The organism is Bradyrhizobium denitrificans (genome assembly GCF_013179005.1).
Lineage (GTDB): Bacteria > Pseudomonadota > Alphaproteobacteria > Rhizobiales > Xanthobacteraceae > Bradyrhizobium > Bradyrhizobium denitrificans.
Genome location: NZ_JABFDP010000003.1, coordinates 232,158 through 246,498, shown reverse-complemented (window position 1 = coordinate 246,498; position 14,341 = coordinate 232,158). Strand labels below are relative to the sequence as shown.

Below are 14,341 nucleotides of genomic sequence, written 5' to 3'. Positions count from 1 at the left end.
AGCCCTGATTAATGACCAACACGGATCGGCTGCGGGGAACTCTTCCTCCGGATCGTGCTGTCGCCCCGGATCGGCGCGCCGTCAAGGGAAAGTGCCGCTCCTCGCCATACCGCCCTGCGATCCGCTATGTGTCGTCTGCACGTGGCGGTGCATCCCCCATCCAAGGCCGGCCGAGCCGCTGCTGGAGTTGCCATGACCTCAATCGCTTCGCCCGCCGTCGCCGAACCGTCTGCTGCGCGCAACCGGCTGGTTCTCGTCATCTATACCGCCGCGATCTTCGTCAGCGCGCTGCTGTTGTTCTCGGTGCAGCCGTTGTTCACCAAGATGGTGCTGCCGCGGCTCGGTGGCTCGCCGGCGGTGTGGTCGGTGGCGATGGTGTTCTTCCAGGCCCTGCTGTTGGCCGGCTACGCCTACGCGCATTTTCTCACGCAGCTGCGCAGCCGGGTGCTGCCGATCGCCCTTCATCTGCTGCTGCTCGGCTTTGCGCTGCTGACCCTGCCGCTGTCGATCTCCAGCCATTGGGGCGATCCGCCAACCTCCGGCTATGCGCTCTGGCTGCTCGGATTGTTCACGGTGTCGATCGGCCTGCCGTTCTTCGCGCTCGCCGCCAACAATCCCCTGCTGCAGGCCTGGTTCGTGCGGACCGGACACCCCGCGGGTCCCGATCCCTATTTTCTCTATGCGTCGTCGAATATCGGCAGCTTCCTGGCGTTATTGTCCTATCCGTTGCTGATCGAGCCGATCTTCAGCCTGCGCATGCAGAACATGATCTGGACCGGCGGCTATGCCGTGCTGATCGCGCTGATCGCCGGCTGCGGCGTGTTGCTGCTGCGCGCGCCGGTCGCGGTGATGGCCCTGCTGCCACGTGTGGACGGCGACGCGCCCGCGCCGAACTGGCTGTTGCGCGCGCGCTGGATCTTCCTGGCCGCGGTGCCCTCGGGCCTGCTGATCGCGGTCACCGCGCATATCTCGACGGATGTGGCCGCCGCGCCATTGCTCTGGGTGCTGCCGCTCTCGCTCTATCTGCTCACCTGGGTGCTGGTGTTCCAATCGCGGCCGCTGTTGCCGCACAAATGGATGCTGGCGCTGCAGCCGCTCGCGATCGCCGGCGTCGTCATGCTGCTTGCCTTCGGCGGCGAGCAGAACCTGGCGCTCACGCTCGGTGGGCATCAGCTGTGCTTCTTCGTGATCGCGATGGCCTGCCATGGCGAACTGGCCCGCACGCGTCCGGCCGCGAAATACCTCACCGGCTTCTATGTCGCGCTGTCGTTCGGCGGCATGGTCGGCGGCCTTTTCGCCGGATTGATCGCGCCCTACAGTTTCTCCTGGGTCGCCGAATATCCGATCCTGTTGGCGCTCGCCGCGCTGTGCCGGCCCGGTGAGAAAGCCGAACGGCTGCCGCGGATCACGCGCTGGTACTGGATCGCGCTGGCGATCATCGCCGTCGCGCTGCTGGTGCCGGCGGGGCTGACCGGCAAGGTCACGACCTATCTCGCAGATCACCGCGTCTATGTCGCGGGTGCGGTGGGGGCGCTCGCAGCGCTGATCGCGCTGCTGCTCGATGCCGGCCGCTGGAAGGTGTTCGCGACGGCTGCGCTCGCGCTGGTCCTGATCCGCGCCTATCCGGCCGATGACGGCCGCGTCGAAACCGTGCGCAGCTTCTTCGGCGTGCACAAGATCGTGGTGACCTCGGACGGGCATTATCACGTGCTGATGCACGGCACGACCATCCACGGCGCGCAGAAATATCTCAACGCCGACGGCTCCAAGGTGACCGGTCGCCCCGAGCCGATCACCTATTATCACAAGGATGGCGGCATCGGCCGCGCCATCACCGCGATCCGCGAGCGCAAGGGCGCGCCGCTCAAGGTGGCCGTGATCGGCGTCGGCAGCGGCACGCTGACCTGCGCCGCCGAGCCCGGCGAGAACTGGAAGTACTTCGAGATCGACCAGACCATGGTCGATACCGCCAGCGATCCGAAATATTTCAGCTACATCAAGAGCTGCGCGCCCGACTTCAAGCCCGTTATCGGCGATGCGAGGCTCACCTTCGCCAAGGAGCCGGATGGCGTCTACGACCTCATCATCGTCGATGCCTATTCGTCGGACGCGATCCCGATCCACCTTGCCACAGAAGAGGCGATGGCCATCTACAAGGCCAAGCTGGCGCCGCAGGGGGCCGTGGTGATGCACGTCTCCAACCGCCATCTGGAGCTCGAGAGTGTCGTGGTCGGCATCGCCGACGCCAACGACATGAAAAGCTGGGTCTACAACGAGGACTCCGGCCGCGACGACGAGTACATCTTCTCGACGGACGTCGTGGTCAGCGCGCGCGAGGAGGCCGATGTCGGCAAGCTCGCCTCATCTGACAAATGGACCGAAACCGAGCCGACCGATGGTGAGCGCGTCTGGACCGACGACTATTCGAACATTCTCGGCGCGGTGTATCGACGATTGCGCGACGGCGAATAGCGGCGCGAGGAATCCCGGTCGCTTCGCATGGGCCGGCGCCGCGGCGCATGCGCCTGAGTCCGGCCTTGCCGTAAAATCAGAGGTGCGTGCCTCGCCGTGACCGCCTGCTCGGTCGCAGCGCCGTGAGCGGCGGGTGCATGGCTGCGCCGGCTGAGGCGTGCCGCACCGCAAAATGCAGGTTAGATGTTTCGTCACGGCGATTAGTTGCGAGCCCGCGAAGACCATGCTACCTTGAGGTGCGTGCCTCAATCGGATCCCGTGTTTGAGGTCTTCTGTCGGGCGCCAGCGCGGCACGCGGGCATTGAAGCTCGGTTGATATCTCCATGACGACGGCCGGCCTGACGACGCTTTGCAGAGCGGACCGATGACGCGCCTTGTTCAGATCGGATCGACCGGGACGTGCCGTGAGTCCAGGCGGAGCCTCCGCCCGGACGGAGGACGTCGTGAGTGCAAAAATGCCGGCCGCATCAAGCAGGCCGGCTTCACATGGGAGGGGTTCGATGAAGCGTCTTTGGATGGCCGGCGCGTCTGCGGTGTTGGCGATGGTGCTCGGCGTGGGCTCGGCAGGAGCCGCCGACAAGAAGGTGCTGGCCTTCGTCGTCAACGGCGCGTCCGATTTCTGGAAGATTGCCGAGGCCGGCGTGAAGAAGGCGCAAGGCGAGCTGCCCGATTACAGCTTGCAGCTCAAATATCCGGAGCAGGCGGCCGCCGCCGTGCAACAGCGGATGCTGGATGACCTCGTCGCGGCCGGCGCGGCCGGCATCATGGTGAGCGCCGTCGATCCGAAGAACCAGACCGAGCATCTCAACAAGGTTGCCGCACAGACGGTGCTGTTCACCACCGACAGTGATGCTCCGCAATCGAAGCGCATCGCCTATATCGGCTCCTCCAACACCGAGCTCGGCAAGGATGCCGGCAAGCTGATGCTCAAGGCGCTGCCGAACGGCGGCAAATGCGTCGGCTTCGTCGGCCTGCTCGGCGCCGACAACGCCCGCGAGCGCATCGAGGGCGTCAAGGAGACCATCAAGGGCTCGAAGGTGGAGCTGGTCGACGTGCGTGGCGACGAGATCGATCAGACCCGCGCCAAGCGTAACGTCGAGGACATTCTCGCAGCCATGCCCGACGTCAGCTGCCTGGTCGGCTTCTATTCCTACAACACGCCGCGCATCTATGAGGTGCTGAAGGAGGCGGGCAAGCTCGGCAAGATCAAGATCATTGGCTTCGACGAGGATCCGATCACGCTCGGCGGCGTGAAGGACGGCGCGATCGAGGGCACGGTCGTGCAGCAGCCGTTCGAGTGGGGCTATCAGGGCATGAAGCTGATGGCGAAGGTCGTTCAAGGGGACAAATCAGGCGTTCCCGCCAACGGCATCATCATCGTTCCCGGCAAGGTCATCGAGAAGTCCAACGTCGACGACTTCATGGCGCAGATGAAGCAGATGTTGAAAAAGTAGTGCGACGGCCGGCGTGGGCGAGCCCTTCCTCGAGCTGATCGACATCGGCAAGACCTATCCTGGCGTGGTCGCGCTCGACCACGTCAGCCTGTCGGTCGCGCCCGGCGAGGTGGTCGCGCTGCTCGGCGAGAACGGCGCCGGCAAGTCGACGCTGATGCGTGTGCTCGGCGGTGTTGTCGCGCCGAGCAGTGGGACGATCCGGATCGATGGCGTCGCACGTACGAGCTACAGCGTGGCGGATGCGATCGCGGCCGGCATCGCGTTCGTTCATCAGGAGCTGAACCTGTTCGACAATCTCGACGTCGCCGGCAACGTCTTCATCGGTCGCGAACCGGTCCATGGCGGATTGCTGAAGCTGATCGATCGCAAGACCCTGCGTGCCAAAGTGCGTCCGCTGATCGATCGCCTCGGTGCGGATTTCGCGCCTGACACGCCGCTCGCCGAATTGTCTCTGGCGCAGCGCCAACTGGTGGAGATCATCAAGGCGCTGTCGCTCGACGCGCGCTGCGTCATCATGGACGAGCCGACCTCGAGCCTCACTCTGTCGGAGACGGAGCGGCTGATGCAGGTCATCGCCGGCCTGAAGGCCGACGGCGTCAGCGTCATCTTCATCACCCATCGTTTGAACGAGGTGATGCAATGTGCTGACCATGCGATCGTGCTGCGGGATGGCCGCATGGTCGGCGCGCTCACGCGTGAGGAGCTCAATCCAGCGGCCATGATCCGGTTGATGATCGGCCGGGACCTGAGATCTCTCTACGTGCCGCCGGCGGCGCCGCCGGGTGAGACCATCCTCGACGTTGCCGATGCCGTCACCTCGACCTATCCCCACCAGGCCGTCAGCCTGCAACTCCGCCGCGGCGAGATATTGGGGCTCGCCGGGCTCGTCGGCGCGGGACGCACCGAGCTTGCGCGCGCCATTTTCGGCGTCGATCCCTTGCTGGCGGGGGGTATCAGCGTCGACGGTGAGCCGATCCGCATCGCGTCGCCGCGCGCGGCGATCGATCGCGGTATCTACCTCATTCCAGAAGACCGCAAGGCTTGCGGCCTGCTGCTCGAATTGTCGATGGCGCAGAACGTCTCGCTGCCGGATCTCGCATCCTATTCGAGCTTCGGTCTGGTCGACACGGTTCGCGAGACCGCCAATGCCGACCATCAGCGCGAGCGCCTCAAGATCCGCGCGGCCGATGTCAAAGCGCCGGTTGGCACATTGTCCGGCGGCAACCAGCAGAAGGTCGTGCTCGCCAAATGGCTGTCGATGCGGCCGAAGGTCCTGATCTTCGACGAGCCGACGCGCGGCATCGACGTCGGCGCCAAGCAGGAGATCTACGACATGCTGCGGCGGCTCTCCGATGCGGGAGTGGCGATCCTGATGATTTCCAGCGACATGGAAGAGGTGATCGGGGTCAGCGACCGGATCGCCGTGATGCATGAAGGCCGCATCTCCGGCTTCCTGGCGCGCAGCGAGTTCAGCGAGCACAATGTGCTGCAGCTCGCCGTCGGCCATACCGTCTGAACGAGGCGCCCGTGCACAAGAAAGATCTCAGCCTGCTCATCCTGATCCTGGTGGTCGGCACGGTCGTGGCGGTCATCAATCCGCGCTTTCTCCTGGTCGGCAACCTTTCCAACACCGCCAACCAGGTCGGGATGTTCGGCATCTTCTCGATCGCGGAGGCTTTCGTGATCATCGTCGGCGGCATCGAGCTGGCCGTGGGGTCGGTGATCGCGCTGCTCGGCGTGCTGTTCATCGACCTGATCGTGAACCGCGATGTGAACTGGATGGTGGCCTTCGCCCTGATCATCGCGGGCGGCATCGCGATCGGGATCATGCACGGCACCCTCACCACCAAGATGCGCATTCAGCCCTTCGTGGTGACGCTGTGCGGGCTGCTGATCTATCGCGGCGCCGCGCGCTATTACACCGAGGATTCGACCGCCGGCTTCGGCTATGGTGCAAGCTTCCCGACATTGGAATGGCTCACCGCCGGACGGACCAATGTGCTCGGCTTTCCGTTGCCGCACAGCGTCGTCGCGCTGGCGATCGTGGCCGGCATCGCCTGGCTGGTGCTGCACCGCTCGGTCTATGGCCGCTATTTCTACGCGGTCGGCAAGAACGAGGAGGCCGCGCGCTATTCCGGCATCCGGTCCGACCGGGTCGTGATCTCGGCCTATGTGATCTGCGGCGGTCTGACCGCGCTGGCCGCCGTCCTGATCGCAATGTACACCCGCTCGATCTCGCCGGCCGTGCACGGCTCGTTCTACGAGCTCTACGCCATCGCGGCCGCCGTGCTCGGTGGCTGCTCGCTGCGCGGCGGCGAGGGCTCGATCATCGGCGTGGTGCTCGGGACGATCCTGCTGCAGGTGCTGCAGAACCTGGTCAACCTTCTGGGGATTCCGAGCTCGCTGAACTTCGCCGTGATGGGGACGGTGATCCTGATCGGCGTGCTGGCCGACCAGTATTTCGTTCAGCGCCGGCAACGCAGCGCGACGGCCCGGGGGCAGGTCGGCGCCAAGCGGAGCCCGGCGCCGCTGGAGCGCGTTGGCGCGGAATGAAGGACGGTCAATCGCATGTTCCGGCGAGCTCAGCTGCGCCGGACAATGCGGATCATCAGGCGTCAGTCCTGATAGGTGTAGTAGCTGCGCGGCTGATAATAGGATCGCGGCTGGTAATAGCGCGGCTGCGCGTAGCTCGGATTGCTGTTGTCGTAATAATACGACGGGTCCTGCTGCGACGGATATGCCTGCGCGTCGTAGACGCGACGGCTGGTGCCGCGCGGGGCCGGATAGCGAACGCCATTGTCGCTGCCGTCGGCCGGATAGATGTAGCCGTCGTCCGGGCGCTGCTGTGGAGCGATCGGCCGTCCCGGCAGCAGTTGCGGCTGCGGCGTCAGCACCACGGGCTCGCCATTGTCGTCATATTGCTGCGGCGCCTCGCGGCGGGCCACGGCGGTGCCGCGACGCGGATTGCGCGCCAGCGCCACCTCGGCCGATCCGGTCAGCGTCACCGTGGTGTTGAGCACGCCGTCCTTCTGCACGAGATCATACAGCGTGGTGGCGTTCGCCTTGGACAGGCGCACACAGCCATGGGACGCGGGCGTGCCGAGCCGACCTTCGGAATCGGTGCCGTGAACGGCATGACCGACCTTCGTGAAGAAAATCGAATGCGGCATCGGCGCGTCGTCGAACTCCTTGGAAAAATGGTCCGCTTCCATGCGGAAGGCCCGGAATGTGCCGTTCGGCGTCTCGCGCGAGGGAATGCCGGTCGAGACCGGCCAGCGATAGCGCTCCACGCCGTCAACCGCGACCGTCATGATCTGGTTGTTCTTGTCGACGGTAATATCGATCTTGGCCAGTGCCGGCGTGGCCGACAGAAAAGCGAAGCCGGCAATCGCAAAAAGAGTGGTACGCATCGAACCTCTGGCCTCCAGGCCGTAGACTGTCATTCGCGCCGCAGCTCCCCAGCCGGCAGCCTGCACTATGTCGCAAGACACGCATTTGTTCCAGCCGGTGCCCGGTTCAACCTTAATTGCGGAGGCCGCGCAGGCAAGTCGACCGGCCGGGCGCGATGGTGACAATTGCGCGATTGTGTCGTTGTTTAGGAAAGCTCTAAATCGGCCGAATTCGTGCGGGCGCCGCAACCTTTTGGCCGCATCTGCGTTCCACATATCCCTGATGCAGATACCGGGACTGAAAATGCTCACGATGAAGGCCAGGACCGCGGTCCTCGACGACCGCGCGCCGCAGCGGCTGACTTATCTGCTGGCCGCGCTCGCCTTGATCGTGCTGGCGCTGGCTTGGTTCGCGCTGCCACAATCTGCCCATGCCCAGGGCATCGTCCGCGGCGCCCGGGAGGGCGCCCATGAGGGCAATCGGATCGGCGGCCCGGTTGGCGGGGTCGTGGGCGGCGCAGTCGGCGCCGGTGTCGGCGGGGCGGTCGGCGCCGTCGAGGGCGCGCTGGGCATCCCGCATCGCTCCTATTACCACCGGCATTACCATTGCCGCGGCTATCGCGACGGCTACGGCCGCTTCCACTGCTATCGCTGACCTGATCTGCCGCTGAGCTGATCTGCCGAGAGCGGCTCCGGCTCAATGCTTGAGCCGGTAACCGGTCTTGAAGATCCACCAGATGATCGACATGCAGATCACGAGGAAGCCCAGCGTCATGGCGACGCTGATTTCCACCCTGACATCGGCAATCTCGTAGAAGCTCCAGCGAAAACCGGAGATCAGGTAGACCACCGGATTGAGCAGCGCGATCGTGTGCCAGGTCGGCGGCAGCATGTTGACCGAATAGAAGCTGCCGCCCAGGAAGGTCAGCGGCGTCACCACCAGCATCGGGATCATCTGCAGCTTCTCGAAGCCATCGGCCCAGATGCCGATGATGAAGCCGAACAGGCTGAAGGTGATGGCGGTCAGCACCAGGAAGGTCAGCATCCAGACCGGATGCTGGATGTGCAGCGGCACGAACAACCCGGCCGTGGCGAGGATGATCAGCCCGAGAACGATCGATTTGGTGGCGGCTGCGCCGACATAGCCGAGCACGATCTCGAAATGCGAGATCGGCGCCGACAGGATTTCGTAGATCGTGCCGATGAATTTCGGGAAGTAGATCCCGAACGAGGCGTTGGCGATGCTCTGGGTCAGCACCGACAGCATCACCAGGCCCGGAACGATGAAGGTGCCGTAGCTGACGCCCTGGACCTCGCTGATCCGCGAGCCGATCGCGGCGCCGAACACCACGAAATACAGCGAGGTGGATACGACCGGCGACACGATGCTCTGCAGGATCGTGCGCCAGGTGCGCGCCATCTCGAATTTGTAGATTGCGCCGACTGCCCGCAGGTTCATTGCCGCACCAGGCTCACGAAGATGTCCTCCAGGGACGATTGCTTGGTTTCGAGGTCGACGAAGCGGATGCCGGCGGCCCTGAGATCGCCGAGCAGGCTGGTGATGCCGGTGCGGTCGCCCTTGGTGTCGTAGTCATAAGCGAGCCGCCAGCCGTCCTCCGACAGGGTCAGACGATAGGGCGCGAGCGCCTCCGGAATGGCATCGATGCGCTGCTGCAGATGCAGGCTCAGCCGCTTGCGGCCGAGCTTCTGCATCAGCTTGGCCTTGTCCTCGACCAGCACGATCTCGCCCTTGTTGATGACGCCGACCCGGTCGGCCATCTCCTCGGCTTCCTCGATGTAATGCGTGGTCAGGATGATCGTGACGCCGGCGGCCTTCAGCTCACGCACGACGTCCCACATGCCTTTGCGCAGCTCGACGTCGACGCCTGCGGTCGGCTCGTCCAGGAACAGCACCTGCGGCTCGTGCGACAGCGCCTTCGCGATCATCACGCGCCGCTTCATCCCGCCGGACAGCGTGATGATCTTGGCATCCTTCTTGTCCCACAGCGAAAGATCCTTGAGAATCTTCTCGATCAAGGCCGGGTTCTTCGGCTTGCCGAACAGGCCGCGGCTGAAGCTCACCGTCGCCCAGACGCTTTCGAACGAATCGGTGTGCAGCTCCTGCGGCACCAGCCCGATCAAGGCCCGCGCGGCGCGATAGTCGGCGTTGATGTCGTGACCGCCGACGGCGACCTGGCCGGACGACGCATTGACGATGCCGCAGATGATGCTGATCAGGGTGGTCTTGCCGGCGCCATTCGGGCCGAGCAGCGCGAAGATCTCGCCGCGCGCGATCTCAAGATGGATATTGTTCAGCGAGGTGAAGCCCGACGCATAGGTCTTCGACAGGCCGGAAACGGATATGACGGGAGCCATTCGACGGATTTCGATGTGATTCGGAAATTGCGCGGTCGGGTATCCGCGACGGCGGGCGAAGCGTTCAGATAGGAACGGCGACGTGGTCGCGCAATCGCGGCCGTCGTCGCGATCGTGTCGCTTGCGGGGCTTTTCTGTGACCGTGAAAGGCAAGTGTTGCCGTGCGGCCACGTCGGGGCGACGAACGCCGGCGGCGATGTGGGACGATGTTGCGTCTGCGAGCGTGTCGGGTACGGTCGCGCCGTCTCGATGTTTCCGCCTTGGAGAAGGACCGATGACGCCACGTTCCAGCACCATTCGATCGACCTCGCCGCGCAGCATCCCGTCGCGCAGCCTCCCAGGGCGCTGGTTCGGCATGGTCGCATTGGCGGTCGCGTTGGCGCTGCCGCTCGGCGCCGGTTCCGTGCATGCGGCCCCGAGCCCGGTCGCCGCGCCGGCCGCGAGCACGACGCATGTCTATCTGCTGCGCGGCGTGCTGAACATCTTCTCGCTCGGTCTCGACGATATCGCAGCCAAGCTTGACGCGCAGGGCATTCCGAACACGGTCGCCAATTTCGTGTCGTGGTCCTCGCTGGCCGATGAGGCGGCGGCGGCCTATCGGGCCGGCCGCATCAAGACCATCATCCTGGTCGGCCATTCCTCCGGCGCGACGGCGCTGCCGGACATGATCAACAAGCTCGGCCAGCTCGGCGTGCCTGTGAAGCTCGCGATCGGCCTGGACTCGGTGTTCAAGACCAAGCTCGTTGGCGGCAATGCCGAGCGCTACATCAATTTCTACATTGCGAGCGGTGCCGGCGAGCCGGTCCGCCGCGACGACGGTTTCCACGGCAAGCTCGAGAATGTGGACGTGCAGTCGGTTCCCGGCGTCGGTCACATCACGATCGAGAAGAACCGGATCATGCAGCAGAAGGTGCTGGGCGCGATCGATTCCGTGGTGTTCGGCGGCAAGGGCCGTCCGGCCCCGCCGCCGAATCGGATGGCTGGCCCGCAGCGCGCCGCCAGCGCCAACGGCTACCGTTGATCCTCGGCGGGGCGCCGTCATGCGCCCCAAAATGCTCCCATTCGGCGACGACAAGCGGTATGGCAGGGGGGCATGACCCTGCTTGATCTCAGCTTTGAGCTTTCCCGGGAGCGCGAATGACCGGCGTGGCGCGAATCACGAGGGGCTGGCTCGACGCCGCCGAAACTGCAGCCGGGCGATGTTGGCCCGCGCTGCTGGTCCTGTTTTTCGCGGTTGCCGCGATGCCGCAGGCCGCGATCGCCGGTGCCGCTTCGGCCACCGCGCCCAGCAAAACCGCCAAGGCGACGACGTCGCCGACCCAAGCCGCCATCCGCCCCGGGGCTGAGCTGCCGCCCCAGCCGGTCCAGCAGCTGCCGCCGCCGCGGGTCTACCTGTTCCGCGGCGCGCTCGGCCCGCTGTTCTCGACCGGCATGGACCGCCTCGCCGAAAAGATCGAGAAGGCCGGATTCTGGGCCAGCGTCTACGAGTTCACCTTGTGCGACCTGATCGCGCTGCAGGTGGCGAAGAATTACCGTGAGGATCAGGCGCCGATCGTCCTGATCGGCCATTCGATGGGCGGGCTGTGCAGCGTCCGCATCGCGATCACGCTGCAGGAGCAGAACATCCCGGTCAGCCTGGTCGTCACCGTCGATCCGGCGCATGCCACCAAGAGCGTGCCGCTCAACGTGCAGCGCTTCATCAACCTGTTCCTGTCGGACAACATCCTGGGCGGCGGCGACGTCAAGCCGGAGCCCGGCTTCCGCGGCCATTACGCCAGCTTCGACATGAAGGACCATGACGAGGTCACGCATATCAACATCGACAAGATGGAGGATGTGCATGCCCAACTGGTCACGATGATCAGCCAGCTGTCGCAGACCTCGGCGACCGCCGACTCCGATCCGGTGCCGCTGCGCTATTTGGTGCCGCCGAAGACATCGGTGGAATTGTGGGACAGTGGCGTCGCGCTGCCGATCCGTCCGGGCGAGACCGTCGATCAGATCGCCGCCAATTACCGGGTTCCGTTATGGGCGCTGCAGCAGTCTAATCGCGGGATCGCCACCACGCCTCTGATCCCCGGCCAGCGCATCATCCTGCCAAGGCACCTGCTCCCGCAAGCGGCGAACCAGCCGGCGGCGGCAGTATCCCCGGAAGCGCCAGTCCGGCGCTGAGCCGCGAGAAGTCCGGCGTTGGGCCGCCAGATCAACCCGGCGGCAAGAAGGGGATGATCATCGGCACGCGCTGGCGGTAGGCGACGTAATCCGGTCCGAGCTCCTGGGCGAGGAAGACCTCTTCCATCTTGGCCTTCCAGGCCATGCCGAGCGAGATCAGGATGGCGCCGAGCACCGCGCTGACAGTGCCCACGGCGATGCCGGTCGCGATCATCCCGAGGATCAGGCCCGTATAGATCGGGTGGCGGACCAGGCCATAGGGGCCGGTGTCGATCACCTTGTGACCTTCCTTGTGGGTGATCGCGTTCGACCAGAACCGGCCGAGATGGATGCGGGCCCACCAGGTGAAGGCGATGCCGGCGAGCGTCACCACGGTCAGCACATAGACCCCGGTCTCGCCGGGGTTCCAGAACGGCGTCTCGCCGAGGATCCGTGACGTCCAGGGCGTGAACAGGATGCCGCCGAGCACGATCAGCGCATGATAGCGGCTGGTCTTGATCACCGTGACATGTTTGCGGGTCTGCCCGGACCAGAACGAGGCGCCGACCCAGCTGGCGAGCCAGATCAGCCAGATGATGGCCAGAAGCGAGGTGGGCCAGGTGGTGGTCCAGCCGCTGAAGGCAAACGACGAAATGGGGCTGGCATCGCCGGGCATGTTTGGAAACCGCTATGTGACGTGGGACCGGCCGCTCTTAGCTATTCGGCCGCCGTGCGAAAAGGGTGTTGTTTCTCGTCGAGCCGCTTGCCCGGCTCGGAATCGAGCAAAAAGGCGATCGTCTCGCGCAAAGTGGGCTCGATCGGGCGGGGCGCGTAGCCGAGCTCGCGCTTGGCCCGGTCGATCGACAGGTCGGAGGCCGACCGCGCGATCCGCACGCCTTCGGCGGTGCCGGAGGGAGTCTGCTTGGTGAGGTGATCGGAGACGAATTCGAGCAGGCCGGCGGACAGCTCGGCCAGCCGGCCCGGGACCGAGATGGCGACGTGCTTGCGGCCGCTGATCGCAGCCATCAGTTCGAGAATCCGGCTGAGCCGCAGGCTCTCGCCACCGAACACATAGCGGCCGCCAACCTTGCCGCGCTCCATGGCGAGGATCAGGCCAGCGGCAACGTCCCGCACATCGACCAGGTTGACGATGAAATCGAGGTAGAGCTGAACCCGGCTGTCTAGGAAATGGCGCAGCATCGCCGAGGGGGGCGTCAGGTTGCTGTCGTGCGGTCCGATCGGCATCGTCGGCGTGCCCACCACCACCGGGAAGCCCTCGGCGGCGGCGGCCATGGCCCGCGCCTCGGCAAGCGCCTTGGAGCGGGTATAGGCCCCTGGCATGGCCTCGGCCGGCGGTGCCGTCTCAGCCGCCGCAGCCCCCATCGAACCCGGATAGTCGAAAAGAATCGATTCGGTCGAGCAGTGCAGGAACCGGCGGATACGGCTGGCGCGCGCTGCTGCCAGAACGTTTTCTGTGCCGACGCAGTTGACGCGGTAGAAATCCTCGCGGTCCGGCATCCACATGCCCGGCAGCCCGGCCAGATGGTAGACTTGGTCGACGCCGGCGACGGCGTTGCGCACCAGGCCGGCATCGAGCACCGAGCCCTCAATATACTCCACCTCGTCGATCATGTGGGTCGGGCAGCGGATGTCGAGCACACGGACCTTGGTGCCCCGCGCTGCCAGCGCAGAGACAAGGTGGTGTCCGATAAAACCGCTGCCGCCGGTGACGAGGACTTTCATTACGGACGCGAGTGCTGATCGCCTTGAAGAGGGTCCGAGCCGAGCCGATCCGACGACCAGCTGGGCGCGACGAGGTCGGCCACCGAAGGCCGGAATCCCAGCGCCATGTACAGTTTCGCCATCACGAACATCGGTCCGAGAAAGAGATGCGCCGGGTGATCCAGCAACGATGGATTGTTGCGCTCGAACAGCCGGTGGCCCACGGCTTGCGACACGAGGCCAAGGATCACCAGCGCGGCAAACAGGGCCCACAGGGCCGGTCCATGGACGTGATCGGCAATCATCATGGCCACAGAAAGGAACAAGACGGCAAAAGCGAGAATGCCGGCGCCGAGTGCGGCATCGAGAAGCAGCCAATACAGCAGAACGGGCAGGGCCAGCACCGCTCCCAGGCTGATGCGGATTCCGAACGCGTCGAAATGCCACAAGCTCAGGGGCAGCACCGCGCCCAGGAACAGCAGGACAATCCCCAAGACATGCATCAACCCGTTACGCGGATCGCGATGGTATTCGACATAGTCGACCATCTGACGTCGGAACATGGCGTTCATGGCTCACTCGCTCGTCAATGAGACCGACCACCGCTCAATCGACGGCCGCAAAGACCGGGCTATACCATCAAGCGGCACCATCGACAAACCGGCAATCAACATCCTGGCGCACCCGCGCCGCGGCTCGAACGCAGGCATCTGAGAACGGGTTCCATTCGCGCCCGGGACGCGGATGATTTGACGCGGTACCCTGAGAGGAAGTCGT

Annotated in this window: 14 protein-coding genes; 8 read left to right on the top strand and 6 right to left on the bottom strand. The window is 64.9% G+C overall.

Annotated features, from left to right (window positions below):
* Positions 1–192 precede the first annotated feature (192 nt).
* From HL671_RS04615 to HL671_RS04600, 4 genes are all read left to right on the top strand, one after another.
* Positions 193–2,472, top strand: a complete 2,280-nt coding sequence (locus HL671_RS04615) for a spermidine synthase (protein WP_172235733.1) — start codon at positions 193–195, stop codon at positions 2,470–2,472.
* A gap of 500 nt (positions 2,473–2,972) precedes the next feature.
* Entirely contained in the window at positions 2,973–3,926 is a 954-nt protein-coding gene (locus HL671_RS04610) for a sugar-binding protein (RefSeq protein WP_012046029.1), read from the top strand.
* 13 nt (positions 3,927–3,939) lie between these two features.
* Entirely contained in the window at positions 3,940–5,442 is a 1,503-nt protein-coding gene (locus tag HL671_RS04605; protein ID WP_172235732.1) for a sugar ABC transporter ATP-binding protein, read from the top strand.
* A gap of 11 nt (positions 5,443–5,453) precedes the next feature.
* Complete coding sequence (locus HL671_RS04600) at positions 5,454–6,479, top strand: ABC transporter permease (protein ID WP_012046027.1); 1,026 nt, start codon at positions 5,454–5,456, stop codon at positions 6,477–6,479.
* A 62-nt stretch (positions 6,480–6,541) separates the two neighbouring features.
* Here the strand turns inward: HL671_RS04600 and HL671_RS04595 are convergent, their stop codons facing one another.
* Complete coding sequence (locus tag HL671_RS04595; protein WP_172235731.1) at positions 6,542–7,336, bottom strand: L,D-transpeptidase; 795 nt, start codon at positions 7,334–7,336, stop codon at positions 6,542–6,544.
* Between the two features lie 283 nt (positions 7,337–7,619).
* On the opposite strand from HL671_RS04595, the gene HL671_RS04590 reads away from it, so the two are divergent.
* Entirely contained in the window at positions 7,620–7,970 is a 351-nt protein-coding gene (locus tag HL671_RS04590; protein WP_012046025.1) for a hypothetical protein, read from the top strand.
* A 42-nt stretch (positions 7,971–8,012) separates the two neighbouring features.
* On the opposite strand, the gene HL671_RS04585 is transcribed toward HL671_RS04590, so the two are convergent.
* Together HL671_RS04585 and HL671_RS04580 are read right to left on the bottom strand one after the other, a co-directional pair.
* The gene (locus tag HL671_RS04585; RefSeq protein ID WP_012046024.1) at positions 8,013–8,774 is read right to left on the bottom strand and encodes an ABC transporter permease; all 762 of its coding nucleotides are present in this window, start codon (positions 8,772–8,774) and stop codon (positions 8,013–8,015) included.
* Positions 8,771–9,691 carry an ABC transporter ATP-binding protein gene (locus HL671_RS04580; RefSeq protein ID WP_172235730.1) on the bottom strand — a complete coding sequence of 307 codons (921 nt, stop codon included), beginning with the start codon at positions 9,689–9,691 and terminating at the stop codon, positions 8,771–8,773. The genes HL671_RS04585 and HL671_RS04580 overlap by 4 nt, the downstream gene beginning before the upstream one ends.
* A gap of 274 nt (positions 9,692–9,965) precedes the next feature.
* Here HL671_RS04580 and HL671_RS04575 point away from each other — a divergent pair, with 274 nt between their 5' ends.
* Together HL671_RS04575 and HL671_RS04570 are read left to right on the top strand one after the other, a co-directional pair.
* Positions 9,966–10,712: a hypothetical protein gene (locus HL671_RS04575; RefSeq protein WP_012046022.1), complete on the top strand. Its 747-nt coding sequence runs from the start codon at positions 9,966–9,968 to the stop codon at positions 10,710–10,712.
* Between the two features lie 116 nt (positions 10,713–10,828).
* Positions 10,829–11,863 (top strand): LysM peptidoglycan-binding domain-containing protein, encoded by a 1,035-nt coding sequence (locus tag HL671_RS04570; RefSeq protein WP_172235729.1) that lies wholly within the window; start codon positions 10,829–10,831, stop codon positions 11,861–11,863.
* A 31-nt stretch (positions 11,864–11,894) separates the two neighbouring features.
* Here the strand turns inward: HL671_RS04570 and HL671_RS04565 are convergent, their stop codons facing one another.
* From HL671_RS04565 to HL671_RS04555, 3 genes are read right to left on the bottom strand one after another with little or no spacing between them, the layout of a single operon-like run.
* Positions 11,895–12,518: a methyltransferase family protein gene (locus HL671_RS04565; RefSeq protein ID WP_012046020.1), complete on the bottom strand. Its 624-nt coding sequence runs from the start codon at positions 12,516–12,518 to the stop codon at positions 11,895–11,897.
* Between the two features lie 41 nt (positions 12,519–12,559).
* Positions 12,560–13,585: an NAD-dependent epimerase/dehydratase family protein gene (locus HL671_RS04560; protein WP_172235728.1), complete on the bottom strand. Its 1,026-nt coding sequence runs from the start codon at positions 13,583–13,585 to the stop codon at positions 12,560–12,562.
* The gene (locus tag HL671_RS04555) at positions 13,585–14,136 is read right to left on the bottom strand and encodes an Mpo1 family 2-hydroxy fatty acid dioxygenase (protein ID WP_012046018.1); all 552 of its coding nucleotides are present in this window, start codon (positions 14,134–14,136) and stop codon (positions 13,585–13,587) included. Before HL671_RS04555 ends, HL671_RS04560 begins: the two co-directional genes overlap by 1 nt.
* Between HL671_RS04555 and HL671_RS04550 the strand changes: the two genes are divergently transcribed.
* Positions 14,126–14,278 (top strand): hypothetical protein, encoded by a 153-nt coding sequence (locus HL671_RS04550; RefSeq protein WP_168167923.1) that lies wholly within the window; start codon positions 14,126–14,128, stop codon positions 14,276–14,278. The two genes, HL671_RS04555 and HL671_RS04550, sit on opposite strands and share 11 nt — an antisense overlap.
* The last annotated feature ends 63 nt before the right edge of the window (positions 14,279–14,341 follow it).

Coding starts and splice junctions, on each gene's coding strand:
- HL671_RS04580 (WP_172235730.1), bottom strand. CDS start 9,691: ATGGCTCCCGTCATATCCGTTTCCGGCCTGTCGAAGACCTATGCGTCG.
- HL671_RS04595 (WP_172235731.1), bottom strand. CDS start 7,336: ATGCGTACCACTCTTTTTGCGATTGCCGGCTTCGCTTTTCTGTCGGCC.
- HL671_RS04615 (WP_172235733.1), top strand. CDS start 193: ATGACCTCAATCGCTTCGCCCGCCGTCGCCGAACCGTCTGCTGCGCGC.
- HL671_RS04590 (WP_012046025.1), top strand. CDS start 7,620: ATGCTCACGATGAAGGCCAGGACCGCGGTCCTCGACGACCGCGCGCCG.
- HL671_RS04560 (WP_172235728.1), bottom strand. CDS start 13,585: ATGAAAGTCCTCGTCACCGGCGGCAGCGGTTTTATCGGACACCACCTT.
- HL671_RS04565 (WP_012046020.1), bottom strand. CDS start 12,518: ATGCCCGGCGATGCCAGCCCCATTTCGTCGTTTGCCTTCAGCGGCTGG.
- HL671_RS04570 (WP_172235729.1), top strand. CDS start 10,829: ATGACCGGCGTGGCGCGAATCACGAGGGGCTGGCTCGACGCCGCCGAA.
- HL671_RS04575 (WP_012046022.1), top strand. CDS start 9,966: ATGACGCCACGTTCCAGCACCATTCGATCGACCTCGCCGCGCAGCATC.
- HL671_RS04610 (WP_012046029.1), top strand. CDS start 2,973: ATGAAGCGTCTTTGGATGGCCGGCGCGTCTGCGGTGTTGGCGATGGTG.
- HL671_RS04585 (WP_012046024.1), bottom strand. CDS start 8,774: ATGAACCTGCGGGCAGTCGGCGCAATCTACAAATTCGAGATGGCGCGC.
- HL671_RS04555 (WP_012046018.1), bottom strand. CDS start 14,136: ATGAACGCCATGTTCCGACGTCAGATGGTCGACTATGTCGAATACCAT.
- HL671_RS04550 (WP_168167923.1), top strand. CDS start 14,126: ATGGCGTTCATGGCTCACTCGCTCGTCAATGAGACCGACCACCGCTCA.